21 protein-coding genes and 3 pseudogenes are annotated in these 18,250 nt (G+C 73.2%); 9 read left to right on the forward strand and 15 right to left on the reverse strand.

The annotated features are described in order from the left end of the window. Positions 1 to 151: 151 nt before the first annotated feature. The 4 genes and pseudogenes from sbnB to HCN52_RS26300 all read right to left on the reverse strand — a co-directional run. Complete coding sequence (sbnB, locus tag HCN52_RS00005; protein WP_168086299.1) at positions 152 to 1,168, reverse strand: 2,3-diaminopropionate biosynthesis protein SbnB; 1,017 nt, start codon at positions 1,166 to 1,168, stop codon at positions 152 to 154. Then, positions 1,162 to 2,253 (reverse strand): 2,3-diaminopropionate biosynthesis protein SbnA, encoded by a 1,092-nt coding sequence (gene sbnA, locus HCN52_RS00010; protein ID WP_168086300.1) that lies wholly within the window; start codon positions 2,251 to 2,253, stop codon positions 1,162 to 1,164. The genes sbnB and sbnA overlap by 7 nt, the downstream gene beginning before the upstream one ends. A gap of 32 nt (positions 2,254 to 2,285) precedes the next feature. Then, entirely contained in the window at positions 2,286 to 2,546 is a 261-nt protein-coding gene (locus HCN52_RS00015; protein WP_168086301.1) for an MbtH family protein, read from the reverse strand. 238 nt (positions 2,547 to 2,784) lie between these two features. Beyond that, positions 2,785 to 3,414: pseudogene (locus tag HCN52_RS26300) on the reverse strand (ATP-binding protein); the annotation flags it as partial. A 17-nt stretch (positions 3,415 to 3,431) separates the two neighbouring features. Between HCN52_RS26300 and HCN52_RS26305 the strand changes: the two are divergent. Then, positions 3,432 to 3,608, forward strand: a complete 177-nt coding sequence (locus HCN52_RS26305; protein ID WP_209313983.1) for a helix-turn-helix domain-containing protein — start codon at positions 3,432 to 3,434, stop codon at positions 3,606 to 3,608. 513 nt (positions 3,609 to 4,121) lie between these two features. Here HCN52_RS26305 and HCN52_RS00030 read toward each other — a convergent pair. Beyond that, positions 4,122 to 4,673, reverse strand: a complete 552-nt coding sequence (locus HCN52_RS00030; RefSeq protein WP_245174758.1) for a hypothetical protein — start codon at positions 4,671 to 4,673, stop codon at positions 4,122 to 4,124. Between HCN52_RS00030 and HCN52_RS00035 the strand changes: the two are divergent. Continuing rightward, a pseudogene (locus tag HCN52_RS00035) lies at positions 4,655 to 5,614 on the forward strand (DEAD/DEAH box helicase); the annotation flags it as partial. The gene HCN52_RS00030 and the pseudogene HCN52_RS00035 overlap by 19 nt on opposite strands. Before the next feature lie 285 nt (positions 5,615 to 5,899). On the opposite strand, the gene HCN52_RS00040 reads toward HCN52_RS00035, so the two are convergent. After that, positions 5,900 to 6,343 carry a PIN domain-containing protein gene (locus HCN52_RS00040; RefSeq protein WP_168086227.1) on the reverse strand — a complete coding sequence of 148 codons (444 nt, stop codon included), beginning with the start codon at positions 6,341 to 6,343 and terminating at the stop codon, positions 5,900 to 5,902. Further along, positions 6,340 to 6,600, reverse strand: a complete 261-nt coding sequence (locus HCN52_RS00045; protein ID WP_168086228.1) for a ribbon-helix-helix domain-containing protein — start codon at positions 6,598 to 6,600, stop codon at positions 6,340 to 6,342. The genes HCN52_RS00040 and HCN52_RS00045 overlap by 4 nt, the downstream gene beginning before the upstream one ends. Before the next feature lie 459 nt (positions 6,601 to 7,059). Here HCN52_RS00045 and HCN52_RS00050 point away from each other — a divergent pair, with 459 nt between their 5' ends. The 3 genes from HCN52_RS00050 (at position 7,060) to HCN52_RS00060 (ending at position 8,218) form a co-directional block, all read left to right on the forward strand. Beyond that, on the forward strand, positions 7,060 to 7,257 hold the full coding sequence (locus tag HCN52_RS00050; RefSeq protein ID WP_168086229.1) for a DUF6243 family protein: 198 nt from the start codon (positions 7,060 to 7,062) through the stop codon (positions 7,255 to 7,257). A 284-nt stretch (positions 7,258 to 7,541) separates the two neighbouring features. Then, positions 7,542 to 7,805, forward strand: coding sequence for a CopG family transcriptional regulator (locus HCN52_RS00055; RefSeq protein WP_168086230.1), 264 nt, complete (start codon positions 7,542 to 7,544; stop codon positions 7,803 to 7,805). Beyond that, positions 7,802 to 8,218, forward strand: a complete 417-nt coding sequence (locus HCN52_RS00060; protein WP_168086231.1) for a PIN domain-containing protein — start codon at positions 7,802 to 7,804, stop codon at positions 8,216 to 8,218. Before HCN52_RS00055 ends, HCN52_RS00060 begins: the two co-directional genes overlap by 4 nt. A gap of 62 nt (positions 8,219 to 8,280) precedes the next feature. Here HCN52_RS00060 and HCN52_RS00065 read toward each other — a convergent pair whose 3' ends face one another. Further along, positions 8,281 to 9,645 (reverse strand): class I SAM-dependent RNA methyltransferase, encoded by a 1,365-nt coding sequence (locus HCN52_RS00065; protein WP_168086232.1) that lies wholly within the window; start codon positions 9,643 to 9,645, stop codon positions 8,281 to 8,283. A 395-nt stretch (positions 9,646 to 10,040) separates the two neighbouring features. Here HCN52_RS00065 and HCN52_RS00070 point away from each other — a divergent pair, with 395 nt between their 5' ends. Together HCN52_RS00070 and HCN52_RS00075 are read left to right on the forward strand one after the other, a co-directional pair. Then, complete coding sequence (locus tag HCN52_RS00070) at positions 10,041 to 10,709, forward strand: potassium channel family protein (RefSeq protein WP_168086233.1); 669 nt, start codon at positions 10,041 to 10,043, stop codon at positions 10,707 to 10,709. Continuing rightward, positions 10,706 to 11,365: pseudogene (locus HCN52_RS00075) on the forward strand (potassium channel family protein); the annotation flags it as partial. The gene HCN52_RS00070 and the pseudogene HCN52_RS00075, both read left to right, overlap by 4 nt. 395 nt (positions 11,366 to 11,760) lie before the next feature. Here HCN52_RS00075 and HCN52_RS00080 read toward each other — a convergent pair. The 4 genes from HCN52_RS00080 to dut all read right to left on the reverse strand — a co-directional run bounded on the left by HCN52_RS00080 (position 11,761) and on the right by dut (position 14,485). Further along, on the reverse strand, positions 11,761 to 12,642 hold the full coding sequence (locus tag HCN52_RS00080) for a DUF3159 domain-containing protein (protein WP_376767064.1): 882 nt from the start codon (positions 12,640 to 12,642) through the stop codon (positions 11,761 to 11,763). After that, positions 12,639 to 13,052, reverse strand: a complete 414-nt coding sequence (locus HCN52_RS00085; RefSeq protein WP_168086235.1) for an OB-fold nucleic acid binding domain-containing protein — start codon at positions 13,050 to 13,052, stop codon at positions 12,639 to 12,641. Before HCN52_RS00085 ends, HCN52_RS00080 begins: the two co-directional genes overlap by 4 nt. A gap of 184 nt (positions 13,053 to 13,236) precedes the next feature. Beyond that, entirely contained in the window at positions 13,237 to 13,998 is a 762-nt protein-coding gene (locus HCN52_RS00090) for a DUF3710 domain-containing protein (protein WP_168086236.1), read from the reverse strand. 1 nt (position 13,999) lies between these two features. Further along, positions 14,000 to 14,485, reverse strand: a complete 486-nt coding sequence (gene dut, locus HCN52_RS00095; RefSeq protein WP_168086237.1) for a dUTP diphosphatase — start codon at positions 14,483 to 14,485, stop codon at positions 14,000 to 14,002. A 95-nt stretch (positions 14,486 to 14,580) separates the two neighbouring features. Between dut and HCN52_RS00100 the strand changes: the two genes are divergently transcribed. After that, positions 14,581 to 15,063 carry a DUF3093 domain-containing protein gene (locus tag HCN52_RS00100; protein WP_168086238.1) on the forward strand — a complete coding sequence of 161 codons (483 nt, stop codon included), beginning with the start codon at positions 14,581 to 14,583 and terminating at the stop codon, positions 15,061 to 15,063. Between the two features lie 70 nt (positions 15,064 to 15,133). Here HCN52_RS00100 and HCN52_RS00105 read toward each other — a convergent pair whose 3' ends face one another. The 3 genes from HCN52_RS00105 to HCN52_RS00115 all read right to left on the reverse strand — a co-directional run bounded on the left by HCN52_RS00105 (position 15,134) and on the right by HCN52_RS00115 (position 17,606). Further along, entirely contained in the window at positions 15,134 to 15,433 is a 300-nt protein-coding gene (locus tag HCN52_RS00105) for a DUF4193 domain-containing protein (RefSeq protein ID WP_103503706.1), read from the reverse strand. A gap of 269 nt (positions 15,434 to 15,702) precedes the next feature. Next, a complete protein-coding gene (locus HCN52_RS00110) occupies positions 15,703 to 16,950 on the reverse strand; it encodes a sensor histidine kinase (protein ID WP_168086239.1) in 1,248 nt (415 codons plus the stop codon). Beyond that, complete coding sequence (locus tag HCN52_RS00115) at positions 16,947 to 17,606, reverse strand: response regulator transcription factor (RefSeq protein WP_168086240.1); 660 nt, start codon at positions 17,604 to 17,606, stop codon at positions 16,947 to 16,949. The genes HCN52_RS00110 and HCN52_RS00115 overlap by 4 nt, the downstream gene beginning before the upstream one ends. Positions 17,607 to 18,038: 432 nt before the next feature. Here HCN52_RS00115 and HCN52_RS00120 point away from each other — a divergent pair, with 432 nt between their 5' ends. Further along, positions 18,039 to 18,209 (forward strand): hypothetical protein, encoded by a 171-nt coding sequence (locus HCN52_RS00120; RefSeq protein ID WP_168086241.1) that lies wholly within the window; start codon positions 18,039 to 18,041, stop codon positions 18,207 to 18,209. Positions 18,210 to 18,250 lie beyond the last annotated feature (41 nt).

The raw sequence follows: 18,250 nt of genomic DNA on the forward strand, positions 1-18,250 counted from the left end.
GCGGTGGCCCGACCCGGGGCCGGCACGCCCCGGGGCCCGGCCTCGACGAGGTCGCAGGCGGAACCGGCGGAACCGGCAGCTCCGGCAGCTCCGGCACCTCCGGCAGCACCGACGCCGCCGGAGCCGGCCCCGTCGCCCCGCGCCGCGCCGCTCAAACGGGCGTGACCGGCGGCGGGAGGAAATCCTCGACGCGGGTGCCCACACCCTCCGCCCGGGCTGCCCGCAGCACCAGGTCGGCCACGGCGAGGTCGAGGACGCCCAGGCCGAACGGCGAGAACAACGTGACGCGCTCCGGGTCGCGCGGCAGCGAGGCACCGGCCGAGAGCAGACCGCCGAGCGTCGCGGAGACGAACCCCCGGCCACCGGTGGCCTGCTCGGCCAGGTGCACGGAGGTCTCCGCGCGGCAGACGTGGTCGAGGTCGTCCACGATGTTCACCGCCGCCAGCACCGCGGGAACGGTCACGTCCCGCAGCGAGACATGGAGCACCAGCGTGCCCGGGGCACACGCGGCCAGGTCCTGGTGGGGGACGGTCGCCGTCGTGGCGAGCGAGACCAGGCGGTGCGCGCCCAGCGCCTCCTCGATGTCGGAGGCGACACGTACCGTCCGCCCGTCGCCGGCCAGCTCCGCCGCACAGCGGTCGCGGAAACCGGCGGCGCGCTCGGCGTCCAGGTCGAAGACGGTGATCTCGGTGATCTCCGGCCTGACCACCAGCAGGAACCGCAGCACCTCGTAGTTGATGACGCCGCAGCCCACGAGGGCCGCCCCCGTCTCCGCGCCGCCCCCCGGCGGCAGGGATCCGGCGGCCAGCGCCGCGCTCGCCGCGGTACGGCGGGCCGAGATGGTCGATCCCTCGACCAACGCCTCCGGGACGCCGGTCTCCATCGAGTTCAGGATGATGGCGGCCGAGGCCCGTTCCCGGCCCCGCGCGACGTTGCCGGGGAACGAGGAGATCCACTTGATGCCGGCCTTCGGCTCCTCCCCACCGAGGTGGGCGGGGAGCGCGATGATCCGGTTGCGGTCGTCACCGGGGAACCGCAGGAAGACGGAGTGCGGCAGCGCGCTGCGCCCCGCCTCGTGCTGCAGGTAGGCGTCGCGCACGGCGCTCAGGAGTTCCTTCTCCCTGCCGTCGAGGATCCGTCTCACATCCGCGTTGCCGAGCGTCAGCATCGCCCCGCTCCCGCCATCTCGTCCTTCCACAGGTGCGTCACCTCTCCGAACTGGGCCTTCACCCAGGCGTCGTCGTAGATCGTGTCCAGGTACCGCTCACCGCGGTCGGGCATCACCAGCACGCAGTCCGAGCCCTCCGGCACCCGGTCGCTCATCCGGTCGAGCGCGGTCGCCAGCGCACCGGAGGAGCCGCCGAGAAGCAGCCCCTCCGAAAGCGCGAGTCGGCGGCAGCCGACGACGCTGTCCAGGTCGCTGACGTGCATCACCTCGTCGGCGAGCCCGCTGCGGAACAGCGGCGGGCGGACGGCGGCGCCGTGACCGGGGAGCAGCCGTCGGCCCGTCGGCGGCCCGAAGATGGCGCTGCCCTCCGCATCCACGGTCACGACCCGCGTGGCGTGGCCCCGCTCGCGGATCCAGTCGGCGCAGCCGCGCAGCGTGCCGGAGGAGCTGATGGTGCACAGCAGGTGGTCGGGGGCGCGGCCGAGCTCGTCCTCGATCTCGCGCATGGTGACCCGGTGGGCCCAGCCGTTGCGGGGGTTGGCGTACTGGTTGGGCCAGTACGCCCCGGGCAGGGAGGCGACCAGCTCCCGGACCCGCTCGATCCGCACCGGCTGGTACTCGCCGGTGGCGGAGTCGCGTGCCGTCACCAGGTGCACGGCCGCGCCGAGTGCCCGCATGATCGCGATGTTCTGGGGGTTGGTGCGGGGGTCGACCACACAGACGAAACGCAGCCCGAGGGCGCGGCACGCCTGGGCCATGCCGATCCCGAGGTTGCCCGAACTCGACTCGACCACCGTCCCGCTGCCGGGCACGACCGCGCCGGTGGCGATCGCGTGGCTCAGCATCACGTACGCGGAACGGTCCTTGATGCTGCCGCCGGGGTTGGACGACTCGAGCTTGGCCCAGATCCGGAACCGGGCGCCGGGCAGCAGCCGGGTGAGCCGCACCAGCGGTGTCGACCCGACCGCGGTGAGGACCCCCGTGCGGTCGTCGCCGTAGCCGACGGCGACCGGGGTGTTCTCGTCGGCGGCGGCCACGGCCGCCACGGCGGTGGGTCGGGGCATGGTCTGGGAGATGATGGTCATCGCGGGGCTTCTCCTCGGGTTGGCGACGCTGCTCAGACCGGGGTGCTCTCTCGGCCCTGCTCCGCGACCGCCCCGGCCGCCGCGCCCACGGCGCCGCTGTCGGACCGGCGGCGCAGGCTGGCGGGCCGCAGGTCCGTCCACACCCGCCCGATGTGGTCCAGGCACTCCTGCCGCGTGCCCTCCGTGCCCTCCGCGTACCACCCGGCGGGCAGGTCGCGGTCGGCCTGCCAGATCGAGTACTGCTCCTCGTCGTTGAGCACCACGCGGAACACGGTCTCGGGGTGTTCGGACATGTCCGTCCCTCCTCGGTGTCGTCGGTCGCCGGACGGCCACCGGCGCTCCGCACGAGCGTGCCGTGGCGAGCGGATCGGACGTAGAGACAAACGGGCAGCCGTGAACGCCGCACTCACCCGCCGTTCCTCCCCTGCCCGGGTGCTGTCCCCGGGCGGTCCGCGGCCGACTGGTCCGCTTCGTGGCCCCGGGCCCTCTCGGAGGGCGGGGCGCGGTGGCGCACTCGGCCCAGACGGTCTTGCCGGGGCTGCGGCGGCTGCGAACCCCCCAGGCGACGGTCAGCGCGTCGACCAGCAGCAGGCCGCGACCACCGCTGTCGCCCTCGCCGGGAGCTGCCCGTGCGGGCTGCGCCGGGTGGGTGTCGCTCACCTCGACGCGCATGACGCCCCGCGCCGTGTCGTGGTCGAGACGCAGCAGGAAGTCCCGCCCGGGGACGCGCCCGTGCAGCGCCGCGTTGGTGACCAGTTCGGCGACGACCAGGACGACGGTGTCGTGCAGCTCGCCGCCACGGGGGTGGCCCCACCTGCCGAGGTGGTGCCCGGTGAGCAACCGCGCGAGACGGGCGCCCCGCCGGGTCGCGGGGAAGCGCCGCGTGAACACGCCCGGCCGATCCGCCGGGGGCGCGGCGGCTACCGGCGCGAGGGGGCCGGAGTGACGCCTGGGAGATGTGGTGCAGGTGCTGGCATGACGGTCGCCCTGCCCAGGCGACCCTCCGCCGGGGAGGGCCACCGCTGGCACAGCGCACACTGTCCAGTCGACCCGTTGGACCGGGTCGATAGCTGTGCGTGATGATGTTCCGGTTCGCGCTGTGCGGGACGCCCAGCGGCGTCCGGCGGGCGCGGCGACGGAGCGGGCGTGGCCCGACAGCACAGGGGAAGACGGCTGCGGTGGCGACGGACAACGGGAACGGGGCGGAGGGCGTCGGCACCGGCGGGCGGCGCGGCGAGAGCGAACCAGTCTCCGACAGTCTCAAGACCTTCGGCGCGGTGCTGAAGGTGCTTCGCGAGGAAGCGCGCCTCACCCAGGAGCAGTTGGCTCCCATGGTGCGGTACTCCCCCGCGTAGGTCGCCGAGATCGAGCAAGGCCGCCGGTTCCCGCCGCGGGACCTGCTCGAACGGTCGGACGACGCCCTCGGATCGCCGGCCTCGAAGGTGCTCCACGCGGCGGCGAAGAGCCTCACCCGGAAGACGGGCCTGGCCTCGTGGTTCCTGGAATGGGCGGCCGTCGAGGAGTCCGCCATCTCTCTCTACTCGTACGAGTGCACGGTCATCTCTGGTCTGCTGCAGCCCGAGCCCTGCATCCGCGCATTGTTCGACCAGCGACTACTGACGGAACGGCCCAACTGCGAGTTCGGCTCCGCCCCAGCTTCTTCGCCTGGTCGTACTCACCGCGCAGCCGTGCCCCGACCGCGGGAACGACCTTGACCTGTGCGTCCAGGTCGGTCTCTGCCGCCTTGAACTGCTTCTGCAGATCGCTGAGGAGGCTCTTGCGGTCGATCACGAACTGCTCCCGAAGTGGTGACTAGAAGGCGATGCGAGAAGGAAAAGCGGAGAGAAGGGGCGGCGATCCGCCGTACGTCAGGCGGCGTCCGGCGGCAGATGTTTCCGCGCCACCCACGCGTCCGGCACGACGATCCACTCGTCGAACCCGGCCTGGTACAGCACGTTCTGCCCCGCCAGCCTCGGCGCCCGCGCCGGGTCGGACTGGGCGACCAGCAGCCACAGCGGGCTGCCGCCCTGCCGGGACTCCTCCGCGAGTGGGCCCAGAAGGTCGAAGGCGTCGTAACGGGCGAGCGCCGCGGTGTCGGTGAGCAGCAGCGGGCCGCCGGACTGGGCCAGACGCTCGCGAAGGAGCGGCTCGACGCGTCCCCACGCCTTGTCCGTACGGACCCGCAACTGCTGGTGGTGCCGGGGTGCCCGCCTCGGCGGCGTCGGCCTTGAGTACGGTCTCCCACGTCGGTTCGGCTTGGCCGCCTCGGCGATCACGGCGCGCAGCTCGGCCAGGAACAGCTCGGTCACCGAGACGACCGCCGCCCCGTAGGGCCGGTCGGCCAGCCGTCGTACCGCCGTCTCGGCGCCCTGCTGCGGCACGGTCAGGACCCGGAACCCGTCCTGCCCCGCCGAGTGCACGAGTCGCTGCCCAGCAGCTGCTCGCGCTCACCCTGCGGGAACACCGCATCGGTGACCGGCTCTGGCCGGACCGGTGGAACGGCCTCGCGCCCTTCGACCGCTCGGCCGCACCGCTCCTGACGCACCTGATCGACGAGGGCTTCCTGGACAGCGACGACGGCATGCTCTTCATCGGCCCCGAGGCCGAGAAGCACTTCGGCCGCCGCCACTTCATGGAGCTCACCGCTTCCTTCACCGCGCCGCCCGAATTCACCGTCCTCGCCGGGCGCACCGAGATCGGCACCACCGACCCCACCGTGCTCACCGAGGAACGCCCCGGCCCGCGCCGCCTGCTGCTCGCCGGACGCAGCTGGCAGGTCACCTTCATCGACTGGGCCCGCCGCCGTGCCTTCGTCGAACCCGTCGAGGACGGCGGTGTGGCCAAATGGCAGGGCGGCGAGCCACGCGGCCTGTCGTTCACCCTCACCCGCGCCATGCGCGACGTCCTCCTCGGCACCGACCCGGACGTCCGGCTCACCCGCCGCGCCACCGCCGCCCTCGCCGAGCTGCGCACCGATCGCGCCCCCCACGAGGTCCACCCCGCCGGCACTCTCGTGGTCCGCGAGGCCGATGCCACCCGCTGGTGGACCTGGGCCGGCTACCGCGCCAACGCGACCCTCGCCGCGTCCCTCGGCAACCTGGCCGACCCCGTCCAGCGGCCCACCGACACCCATCTCCGCCTGCGCCAGGACCTCTCCCCTGCCGACTGGAAGTCCGCTCGCGCCGAACTCGGAGACGCTCTCACGCTGCCCACCGTCGACCCACGCGCCGTCCGCGGCCTGAAGTTCTCCGCTGCCCTCCCGCCGCGCGTGGCCACCGCCACCCTGGCCGAACGTCTCGCGGACTTCGACGGGGCACTGACCGCGGCGCGCGAGCCGGTACGGCTCGAATGGGGAATGTGAACTCGGTGCCCCGGTCCTGGCACTCCAGGTCCCTGCGCCTTCCTCCCGACGGTGCTGCCACATCCGCCCGGGCGGTGGCGGGCATCAGATCGTCGGGCGCGTGGAAGAGCGGAGACCGGAGCGCACGGAATCAAGCGACAGCGCCTGCAGATCGGCGCCTCCTCGTCGGCAGCCTGCAGGATCACCACGCACTCCGGATGAGGAGTCGCCGGAACGGTGCCATCCCGGGCACGGTCCGGAGGTACGCCGGAAAAAATCATGCCTCGGGCGCATCACGCCCGGACGTCAGAGCGGAAGATCGTCCGGGAGCAGCCGGAACGCCTTGTGGTGGCCCAGCGGGCGCACCGCGCGGAAGTCACGACGGTCGAGAGTGAGCACCGCGTCGGTGTCGAAGTCGGCGGCGAGGGCCACGTTCACCGCATCCGCCAGATCCAGGTCGAGGCCCCGGTAGCGGGCGCGCACGCTCTGGGCGGCCCCCAGGTGGTCCTCCGTGATCTCGGGGACTACGACACGGCCGCGACGCATCCAGTTCCGGATATCGTCGACAGCGCTGAGCGCGGCTTCACGACCGAGTTCGCGAGTGGCCACGTGATCGATCTCCGCAAGAAGCAGCGGCGACATCACCAACAGACCGGCGGCCATGATCGCTACGTTCGACGCCTGGTGCTCGGGGTGGGTGGAGTCGAGCGCGGCGAGGAGCCCGGACGTATCCGCGATGACGATGATCACGCAGCGGTGCCTGCTTCGGTCTCGTGACGTACAGCATCGGCCACCGTGTCACGCACCTCGCTCCTGTCCAGCGTGCGGCCGGCCCCCTCGAAAGTGCGGGAGAAGAGAGGCTCGTCCCAGACCCGGTTCGCCATGGCCGCGAGGTGGATGCCCTGCCGGATGATCTCGGCCTCACTGATGCCGCGCCGCTTGGCCGCCGCCTTGATGATGGCGAGGTCCTCCGGATCGGCATAGACATTGGTTCGCTTCATGGACATGTACCAACGATAACGTATGTACCAGGTTGATGTATAAGCGGGAGTGAACCGGCTCCGACCAACCCCCACCCTGCTCGACGCCGGTCGCCGCCCACGGCGGACGACGGGCCCGTGCCGCACGGTGCTGCCCGAAAGTGCCGCGCTGACGGCGTCTCGCGTGCCGGCACCCCGCGGGGGCGCGGTCTCTCAGGAGAGCAGTTCACGACGCTGGCAGCCGCCGGCCGCGAGCGCCCCCACCGTCACGCGCGCCCCTGGGCTCCGGCGACCTCCATCCCGGCCGGGACGGCGAAACTGTGGCGCGCGGGACCCGGAGAACCGGGTACCGTCATCGTCATGTTCTTCCAGACGCCGGTCTACGAGTGAGCGTGACGGGCCCCCGCTGACGTCCCCCGACGTCGCGTCGCCGCCCGTCCCCCCGATGAATCCGCAGATCACTTCACCTCACCACCGGGAGAACCCGTGACCGACAGCAAGAACATCAACAATCCCGTGGGCCAGGGCGGCGGCCAGCGCAAGCGGCGGTCCCGCGCCGAGCAGCAGAACAACGGCCCGCACCGCAACCTCGACCGCCAGGGCGCCGCCGACCGCAAGGCGGAGCTGGTGCGCAAGATGCGCGAGAAGCTGAACACGGGCGAGAACGACACCGCGAAGAGCTGACGCACCGCCGCCACTGGGCGGCACGTTCGACGTGCGGCGGGAGCGGAGTCCTACCTGGCCACCCGACGACACCGAGACGACCACGGACCCGGTCGACTGCCACCACGCCGAGAGAACGAGGCGCGGCCGGGGGCTCGTCTGCCCACCGGCCTCACCCCCGCCGCCGAAAGCGACGTCGACGCCCGGCCGCGCGAACGGCCACGCCGGCCCCGGCCCCACCCAGCCCCGGGAACGTGGTGCCCGATTCACCCACCAGGCAGCACACCGCCGGTAGGATGGGTCGCATGAGTGAAGCCACCGGCAAGTACTCCATCACCATGCCGCAGGACATCGCCGAGGCAGCACGCGCACGCAGCGGGCCGTCGGGCCTCTCCGCCTATGTCGCCGCAGCGGTCGCGCGTCAGATCGAGCGCGACAATCTCAACGAACTCATCGCGGTCGGTGAGGCGGAGCACGGCCCCGTCACCGAGGAGGAGATCCAGGCTCTGCGTGAGGAGCTCCACCGGGCCCGACTGCAGCAGGGTCCGGGCCGGGCGGATGCCGCGTGACCCGTGCTCCGACCGCGGTCCCGGGCGGCACTCTCGTACTGGACAGCGAAGGCCTGGCCAAGGCTGTCCAGCGTGACCGTGCCACCACCACCTGGCTCGCGCTCGCCAGAGCCGACGACCTCCGGGTCATCACCTCCGCGGCCACCTTGGTCGAGGTCGCGCACCCGCGGATCAACCGCCCCGCTCTGGAGTGGACCCTCTCCCGGCTGGTCGTGGAGCCCGTCACCGACCCACTCGCCCGGCACGCCGCCGCGCTGCTCGCCGACGCCGGACTCCACGGCCACAAGCACGCGATCGACGCCATGCTTGCCGCGACCGCGCTCGCCGCCCCCGGCCCTGCCACCGTGCTCACGTCCGACCCGGAGGACCTGACCGCTCTGTGCGGGACACGGGTCGCCGTGATCGCTGTCTGACCGTCCCTCCGGGCCGGGCCGCGCGCCGCCGCCGGGCGACGGCGCGTGGCGGGACAAGCCGCTCAGGCCTCCTTCTTGACCGGCTCCAGGATCGCCACGCACTCCAGGTGGTGGGTCATCGGGAAGAGGTCGAAGGCGCGGAGGAAGCGCGGCCGGTAGCCGGCGGTGCGGAAGTGGGCCAGGTCCCGGGAGAGCGCGGCCGGGTCGCAGGCGACGTAGGCGATGCGGCGCGGGCCGAGCGCCGCGACGCGCTCGACGGTGCGCTTCCCGGCACCGGCGCGCGGCGGGTCGAGGACGACGAGGTCCGCCTCGCTGATGCCGGTGCGCGGCAGGACCTTGTCGACCGTGCCGTGCTCGATGCGGACCCGCGGGTAGTCGGCCAGGTTGTGGCGGGCGTCCTCGACGGCGCGCTTGCCGGACTCGATGCCCAGCACGGCGCCCTCCTCGCCGACCCGGTCGGCGAGCGCCCCGGCGAAGAGGCCGACACCGCAGTAGAGGTCGAGGGCGCTCTCGCCCTTGCGCGGGGTGAGGCCGCGCATCACCGCGTCGATGAGCAGCTCGGCGGCCTGGGGGTGGACCTGCCAGAAGCCGCCGGCGCCGACACGCCAGGTGCGGTCGTCGGCACGCTCCCGGACGAAGCTGCGGCCGTGGACCGGCAGCACCTTCTTGTCCTTCTCGTTGACGCGCATCACCGAGACGGGGCGGTCCAGCTCGACGATGGGCAGCCGCCCGCCGGGGCGGGGGGTGAGGACGACCTGGCGGTCCTGCGAACCGGTGGCCGCGATGGCGTCGACGGCGGCGATCTGCGGCCACTCCCGGGCCTCGATGCCGAGTTCGCTGACGCCCTCGGCGGCGATCAGGCAGCGGTCGATCGGTTCGACCTCGTGCGAGCGGTGGCGCCGGAGCCCGGCGCGGCCGTCGGCGTCGACCGCGTACTGGACGCGGGTGCGCCAGGCGGGGACCTCACCGGCGGGCAGCTTGTCACCGGGTGCCGGTTCGACGGTGCCGTCCCAACCGGCCTCCTCGGGGGTCATCCGCGCGAGGTGGCCGAGCTGCTCGGTGAGGACGTCGCCCTTCAGCCGCCGCTGGCGCCCGGGCTTCACGTGCTGCCAGTCGCAGCCGCCGCACCGCCCCGGCCCGGAGAACGGGCAGGGCGCCTCGATGCGGTCCTTGTCGGCCTCGATGACCTCGACGGCGTCCGCCCGCAGGAAGCGGGAATCCTCCCGGCCGTCGGTGACCCGCACCCGGACGCGCTCACCGGGAAGGGTGTGCCGCACGAACAGCACCTGCCCGCCGGGGGTGCGGGCCACGCAGTGACCGCCGTGCGCGACCGGCCCGACCTCCACCTCGTACTCGGTGCCGACCAGGGACGCGGCCTGCTCGGCGGGCGTCACGGTGTCGGTGCCGGTGTCACGGTCGGAAGTCATCGGAAGGGGCTCCGTTGCGTCGGCCCCGACCGGCGCGGTGCGCGCTGCGCGCTGCGGGCGCGCGCACGGCACGGCGTTCGCCGGTGGCGGGGTGCGGTGTGTGGGTGGTTCCGCCCGGCGTCGCGGTGGCTCGCGGCCGGTCCGGACCCGGGGGACGCTTCAGTCTAGGGCCTCGCCGGGCGCGACCGACCGGCGCGGCCCCGTGCCGCCCGGGCCCTCGGCGCGGTCGGTGCGGACCGTTCGACACACCGCGGGGGCGGCGGGCCCGCGGTCACCGGGGCGGACGCGGGCACCGGGGCGCGCCGCCGGGCGGAAGGGAGTGGCGGGGCGGCGACGGTCCCTGCCGAGGCTTACCGTGTGCTTGCTGGGATCGGACCATCGGCCACGGGGGTCACGTGCACATCGTCATCATGGGGTGCGGACGGGTGGGTGCCTCGCTGGCGCCCGCCCTGGAGGACCTCGGGCACTCGGTGGCGGTCGTCGACCGCGACCCTGCCGCCTTCCGGCGGTTGGGCTCCGGCTTCACCGGCCGCACGGTGACCGGTCCCGGGTTCGACCGCGCGACCCTCCTCGCGGCGGGGGTCGCCGAGGCCGGGGCGTTCGCGGCGGTCAGCAGCGGCGACAACTCCAACATCATCGCCGCGCGGGTGGCGCGGGAGATCTTCGGTGTGGAGAACGTCGCCGCCCGGGTGTACGACATACGGCGCGCGGAGATCTACGAGCGGCTGGGCATCCCGACCGTGGCCACCGTCCGCTGGACCACCGACCAGATGCTGCGCAGGCTGGTGCCCTCCGGCGCGGAGCCGCTGTGGCGCCACGCGGGCGGCTCGCTGGAGCTGGCGGAGCTTCCCGTCGCGGACTCGTGGTTCGGCCGGCGGGTCAGCGAGTTCCAGGAGCGAACGGGCGTGCGGGTCGCGTTTCTCACCCGTCTGGGGGAGCCGATGCTGCCGCACTCCCGGACCGTGCTGCAGGACGGCGACCTCGTGCACGTGCTGATGCACTCCGACCGGGTGGCCGAGGTGGAGGCCGCCGCGCTGAGCGGGCCGAAGGAGGACGCACGATGAGGGTCATGATCGCCGGGGCGGGCGCGGTCGGCGTCTCGATCGCCTCCGAGCTCTCCGACAACGGCCACCGGGTCCTGCTGGTGGACCACTCCCCCGACGCGGTGCAGGTGGAGCGGGAGCCGCGCGCGGAGTGGCTGCTCGCCGACGCCTGCGAGATCGCCACCCTGGACGACGCGGGGCTGGAACGGTACGACGCGGTGATCGCGGCGACCGGCGACGACAAGGTCAACCTGGTCGTCTCGCTGCTCTCCCGGACCGAGTTCGGGGTCGGCCGCGTCGTGGCGCGCGTCAACGACCCGCGGAACGAGTGGCTCTTCAACGAGGGATGGGGCGTCGATGTCGCCGTCTCCACGCCCCGCCTGATGTCGGCGCTGGTCGAGGAGGCCGTCAGCGTCGGGGACCCGGTCCGGTTGCTCCGGTTCAGCCAGGGCGACGCCGGCCTGGTCGAGGTGACCCTGCCGGCGGACGCCGCGCTGGTGGGGTCGGGGGTCGGCGAGGTGGCGTGGCCGCGCGACGTGGCGCTGGTCGCCATCGTCCGCGGCTCCCGGGTCCTGGTGCCGGAGCGGGACGAACGCCTCGCGGCCGGCGACGAGCTGCTGCTGGTGGCGACCACCAGCGGTGAGCAGCTGATCGCCGGGCTGTTCGCCCCGCCGCGCCACACCACGGGCGCGCGCCATGCGGCGGCGGCGAAACCGGAGGACGTCGCGGACGGCCCGGGCCCGGCGGGTGACCGGGCGCGGGAGCCCGCGGCGGGGGTCGCCGGCCCCGATCGGGTGGCCGAGCCCGGTCCGGTGGACGAGCCCGCCGCGGGCGGCGAGACCGGGGAGGAACGAGGGAACGACCGAGCGCCGGACTGATCGCCCGGAGCTCCGGTGTGCAGGCCGCCACCCGGCGGCGGCGAACCGGTGCGTCGCACCCCGCGCCGCGCGTGCCGGTCCCGCCCGCGGACAGACCGACGGCCGGGGCCCCTGGGCCCCGGCCGTCAATGGTTCGCAGACCGGCCTCGCGCGCCGCCGTCCGCGCCCCGGCGTTCCGTCCTGTCCGGCCCCGGCTACCCCTGGTGTCCGTGGCCCGGCGGCGGCCCGGGGCGGTGCTCGGGTCCGCCTGTGACCGGACCGTCGGCGGCGGGCCCCTCGACGGGGCCCGTCTCGCCGGACTGGGCCGTCGCGGCTGCGCGCTGCGCCGCCTGCTCCTTGGCGGTCGCCGCCTCCGCGGCCTCCTCCGCCTCCATCTCGGCGATGACGTCGATGGGCGGCGGCGCCTTCACCAGGATCACCCAGGTGAAGTACACGGCGACGAGGAAGGGCGGGATGCCGAGTGCCACCCGGAGCCAGCCGAGCTGGGTGGCGTCGCCCCAGAAGTAGATCGGGAAGGTAATGGCCGACTTGGCCAGCAGGATGCCGCCCCAGACGTAGCTGGCCTTGACGTAGGCCTGCTTGCGGCCCGGGTTCCTGGTCCGCCAGGAGAGGTTCTCCTTGAAGACCGGACCGAGGACGAGCCCGAGCAGCGGCACGCCGCTGGCGGCGGTCACCACGTAGGCGATGCCGAGGCCGAGCGTGTAGACCATTCCCGGCAGGTAGAAGTTCTTCGCGTCGCCGGTCATCATCGCGAAGACCGCGCCGAAGACCACGCCGAAGACGCCGGTGAAGGCGTGCTTGGTGGGGCCCCGCTGTACCAGGCGGGCCAGGAACATGACGCCGGTGATGGCGAGCGCCAGGATCGCGGAGAGCTGGATGTCGCGGGTGATGGTGTAGCAGAGCACGAACACCAGGCCGGGGACGGTGGTCTCCACCATCCCCCGCACGCCGCCGAAGGCGTCGAAGAACGCCGCCTTGGTGGCCTGCTCGTCGGCGACGGGCGGCCCGTCCGTCCGCGCGGCGTCCGGAAGTCCCTGGGCCAGGGTCTCGTTGGCCTGCTTGTCGAGTGAGGTCACCCGCACTTCTCCGTTCCGGGAGGTCGTAGCTCGTATCGGGGGTTGAAGAGCACCGGGTGCCCGTCGAGGTTCGCCATCCGACCGGACGCGGTCAGGAGACGCCCGGGCACCACCCCGGAGAGTCGGTCACGGCCCAGCCACACCACGTCCAGCGACGCGGTCCCGTCGTCGAGCTCGGCCCGCAGCGCGGGAGCTCCGCCGACGGGTTGCGTGCCGACCGCACGCAGCGTACCGCTCACGGTGACGACGGGGCGGCCCGCAGCGGTGGCCCGGCATTCGGATATCCGCCGCCGGTCGGCCTCCGAGAGGCCGTCGCCCTGCGGGGGCAGACCTTCGGGGGTGGGGTCCGGCCGAGCCGGCAGCCACCACTTCCAGCCGGGCCGGGCAGGGTGCCGACCGTCGCGCGTCATACGTTCAGCGTAACCGTCCCGCCCTGTTCACGGGCGCCCGACGCGACGCGGCGGCAGCGCGGCCCGCCCGACCCGGCAGCCGGCGCGCGGGGCACCCGGCGCCGGCCGTCGGCACACGCGTGCCAGGGGTGAACCACCCGCCACGGCCGGCCGCGCCCCGCGCACCCGCGCTGTGCCGCACGGCTCAGCGGACCTCGCTGATCTCCGGTCCGCGCCGCAGCTTGTCCATGCCTCCGGCGAACCGGGACGGGGCGGCGTCCTCGGAGTCCGCCTGCTGCTGCCGCACGCCGTCCGGCACCATCTTGGCGTCCTCGGGCAGCTTCAGGACGATCGGATCACGCGGCGCCATCGGGCTGTCCCCGCGCACCACCACGGTGTCCTTGAAGATCTGCTCCAGCAGCCCGGCGGCCTGCGGCTGCACCGCGCCCTGGCCGGAGATCACACCGCGCAGGAACCAGCGCGGACCGTCGACACCGATGAACCGCACCACCTGCATGCCGCGCTTGCCGTCCGGCAGCTGCACCGGCACCTGCGCCCGCAGCTCCCAGCCCAGCGGGCCCTCGGTCTCGTCGATGACACCACCCTGCTGGGTGATCCCGGCGCCGATCTCCTCGCGGACCTCGCCCCAGATGCCCTCGCGCTTGGGCGCGGCGAACGCCTGGAGCTGGATCGCGCTGTCCTTCAGGACGAGGGTGGCGGCGACGATCGAGTCACCGGCGACCTCGACCCGCAGTTCCATGCCCTGCACGCCGGGCACGTACAGCCCGCCGAGGTCGACCCGGCCCTTGCGGGGCTCGCTCAGCTCGCTGACGTCCCAGGGGCCGTCGGGCCGCGGGGCGGGTTCCAGCTTGACGCGACGCAGTTCGGCCTCGTCCGGGGCCTCCTGCGCGGTGGGGTCGATGCCCTCTTCGGGCTCCGCGTTCCGCTTCTGGCGACGTCCGAACACGTCACTGTCCTTTCAGGGCGTAGGAGTTGTGCTCACCGGCGTGGCCACCGGTGGAGCCGAACCCCCCGGTGTCACGCGCGGAACCGGGCAGCTGCGCCACCTCGTGGAACCGCACGGCCTCGACCCGCTGGACGACCAGCTGTGCGATCCGGTCGAACCGCTCGAAGCGCACGTTCTTCCGGGGGTCGAGGTTGACGACGATGACCTTGATCTCTCCACGGTACCCGGCGTCGACCGTGCCCGGGGCGTTCACGAGCGCGACTCCGCAGCGGGCGGCCAGACCCGACCGGGGGTGGACGAACGCCGCGTAACCGTCGGGGAGGGCGATGGACACCCCCGTCGGCAGGACCGCCCGCTCGCCCGGTTCGAGCTCCGCGGCCTCGGTGGTCACCAGGTCGCAGCCGGCGTCGCCGGGATGGGCCCGCGCGGGCAGGGGGACGTCGGGATCGGTCCGGCGGATGAGGACATCCACAGGCGCGTGGTCCACTCTCAGGTCACCTCGATGGCTTCCGGTCAGCACTCACGGTGCAGACCATACCGCCGCGCGGTGCCCGGCGTGTCCCGCCTGCCATGCTTGGTCCCATGCAGCAGTACGACGAACGACTCCACGTCCCCCGCAGCTGGTGGCTGCTCGGTCTGCTCAGCTCGGCGCTGGTGGGGGTGACGCTGCTGCCCCTGGGGGTGATCCCGCTGCTCGCGGGCACGGCGGCTGCCGCCGCGGCCGCCGCCGCTGCGCTCAGCTCCTACGGCTCCGCCCGGATCCGGATCGTCGGGGACGTGCTCGTGGCGGGCTCGGCGCGGCTGCCGCTGAGCGCCCTCGGTGAGGCGTACGCCCTGGACGCGGACGAGGCGCGGGCCTGGCGCACGCACCGGGCCGACGCCCGGGCGCACCTGCTGCTGCGGGGCTACATCGCCACCGCGGTACGGGTGGAGGTCACCGACCCGCAGGACCCCACACCGTATCTGTACCTCTCCACGCGCCACCCGCTGCGGCTGGCGCGTGCGCTGTCGGCCGTTCCCGCCGGTGAGGCGGCCCGGCCGGAGGTCCGGGAGGCGGAGCGCTGACGAGCGTCCGGGCGAGACCCCTGTGGGTCCCGCCCGCCGTTCCTCTGTCGTGTGGTTCCGCCGCCCGGCCTCACGCCGCGCAGTCGCGGCAGATCGGGTGCCCGTTCTTCTCGGCGGCCAGCTGCGACCGGTGGTGAACGAGGAAGCAGCTCATGCAGGTGAACTCGTCGGCCTGCCGCGGGAGCACCCGCACCGAGAGCTCCTCGTTGGACAGGTCCGCGCCGGGAAGCTCCAGCCCCTCGGCCTGCTCGAACTCGTCGACGTCGACGTTGGAGGCCGACTTGTCGTTCCGCCGGGCCTTGAGCTCCTCGATGCTGTCCTCGTTGACATCATCTTCGGTCTTGCGTGGAGTGTCGTAATCCGTAGCCATGTCTGTTCTCCCCCTCTGGGTGTCTGGTGTCTCCAGCGCGGTCAACGCGCGAGAGGCCGGTCTTGTGCCCGACCTGAGGCGGAGATTTTGCCTCACTTCAAGCCCTGTTATTCAACCGACACGTAGCCGGACGCCTGAAGAGGTGATGATCCGGGCCACCGGCCGGGCGGCGCACAGGCAGAACGGCCGGTCGGGGCCGTCCCGTGCCGCCCTCGAAGGGGCGGAGTATGGGATTGGTCACATCTGCCGGTTCCTGCCGCTACATCATCTCAGACCGGCAGAAAGACCCGCATCGTGAGCCCCCCGTTCTCGCGCGGCTCCGCCGTGACGGAACCGCCGTGAGCACGGGCGACGGACCGGACGATCGAGAGCCCCAGCCCGACTCCCTTGTCACTGCCCGTGCGCTCGGTGCGCAAGCGTCGGAACGGCTCGAACATCGTGTCCACCTCGTAGGCGGGCACCACCGGTCCGGTGTTGGTGACCACCAGCTCGGCGACGCCGTCGCGCACCTCCGTTCGGACCTCGACCCAGCCGTCGGTCCCCACGTTGTAGCGGACGGCGTTCTGCACGAGGTTGAGGGCGATGCGCTCCAGCAGCACCCCGTTGCCCCGGACGCAGGCCGCCCTGCGCACACCGCGCAGCTCGACGCGGGCCTCTGCGGCCTCGGCACGGGTCTGTTCCACCGCACGATCGGCCACCTCCGCGAGGTCCACCGGCTTGCGGTCGACGATCTCGTTCTCACTGCGTGCGAGCAGCAACAGGCCCTCGACCAGTTGCTCGCTGCGCTCGTTGGTCGCCAGAAGGGTACGCCCCAACTGGGTGAGCTCCGGCGACGCCTGCGGGTCGGAGAGCTGCACCTCCAGCAGCGTCCGGTTGATGGCCAGCGGGGTGCGCAGCTCGTGGGAGGCGTTGGCGACGAAGCGCTGCTGGGCGGTGAAGGCCCGGTCGATGCGGTCCAGCATCTCGTCGAAGGTGTCCGCGAGCTCCTTCAGCTCGTCGTCGGGGCCGTCCAGCTCGATCCGGCGGTGCAGGTCGGAGCCGGCGACGCGGCGGGCGGTGCGGGTGATGCGACCCAGCGGCGACAGCACGCGGCCCGCCATGACATACCCCAGCGCGAAGGCGGCCACCGCCAGACCCAGCAGCGCCAGCAGCGACCGGCTCAGCAGGACGTCCAGTGCGGCGGCGCGCTGCAGGTCGGCGCATTGCGCGTACCAGATGCGGAAGGTCTCGGCGTCGACCGGACCGCTGATGCTCGGGCAGGCGTCGGAGGTGATCTGCACCTCCGCCTGGCTGGCGAAGCGGAACGGGACGGCGCTGCCGTCGTGGAGCGCGTTGGCGGCGAGCAGGTAGATGATGGCGAGCAGCACGATCCCGGCCATCAGGAACATCCCGCCGTAGAGCAGGGTGAGGCGGATCCGGATCGTCGGCCGCAGCCACGGCGTGCGTCTGGTGGGCTGCGGGTCCCAGTGCGGTTTCGGGGGCGCCGTCGGACGCGGGGGCGGCGGGGCGGAGCTCACTGGCCGATCCGGTACCCGGAACCGGGCACGGTCGTGATCACGGGCGGCTCCCCGAGCTTGCGGCGCAGCGTCATGACGGTGACGCGCACCACGTTGGTGAAGGGGTCGGTGTTCTCGTCCCAGGCCTTCTCCAGCAGCTGCTCTGCGGAGACGACCGCCCCCTCGGCACGCATGAGCACTTCCAGGACGGCGAACTCCTTCGGGGCCAGCTGCACCGGGCGCTCCTCGCGGAAGACCTCGCGCCGGTTGGGGTCGAGCCGGATGCCGGCGCGCTCCAGCACGGGGGGCAGCGCGGTGGTGGCACGGCGGCCGAGGGCGCGCACCCGGGCGACCAGTTCGGCGAAGGCGAAGGGCTTGGGGAGGTAGTCGTCGGCGCCGATCTCCAGTCCCTCGACCCGGTCGCTGACGTCGCCGGACGCGGTCAGCATCAGCACGCGGGTGGGCAGGCCCAGCTCGACGATGTGTCGGCAGACGTCGTCCCCGTGCAGGAGGGGGAGGTCCCGGTCGAGGACGACCACGTCGTACTCGTTGACGTCGACGCGCTCGCGGGCCGCGGCACCGTCGTAGACGACGTCCACGGCCATCGCCTCGCGGCGCAGCCCGGTGGCGACGGCGTCCGCGAGCAGTTCCTCGTCCTCGACGACGAGTACGCGCACTGTGCTCCTCCTCCGTTACGGCAGCCGCGGCGCGGCTGCCGGCGTCATCCTCTCGCGCCATCGGTAAACCGGCGGTTAGCGTCGGCGCGGCGGCGGGGGCGTGCCCCCGGCCGGGGGTGGCGCGCAGTGCCGCACCGCGCAACGTCGTGGCGGCCCGGCCGGGCGCGACGGCCCGCTCGGCGGTGAGGGCGGGGCCGGTCGGACGTGGCGGGAGGGTGGCCGTCCGGTGGTGGTCCGGTGACCGTCGGAGACGGTGGGATTTCCGTGGCGTGGCGAGGTTTCCCGCTTTCACGGCGGGGGGAAGACCCCTGGACACCCCACGATCGGCCGTTCCGGGCGGCAAGCCGTGTCGCTGCCGACCCGCCGGACCCGACCGTGGCCGCACATCCACCGGCACTCAGTGCCGCCGACCCGAGAGTAGGGGGCACCCCCATGGACGCGTTCACCACCGGCATCCTCCAGCGCATACGGCACGCCGAATCGAGCCTGCACGAGGCACGGGAGACGGGCGACATGTACACCGTGGACGTCGAACAGGCGGAGCTCGACGACCTGCGCCGGATCGCGGCCGATCACGGTGTCGAGGTCGGGACCCCCGCCTGACCCCCGCCTGACGCACTCCGCGGCCCGCTCCGCGATCCACC

Source organism: Streptomyces bohaiensis, assembly GCF_012033785.1.
Classification (GTDB): Bacteria; Actinomycetota; Actinomycetes; order Streptomycetales; family Streptomycetaceae; genus Streptomyces; species Streptomyces bohaiensis.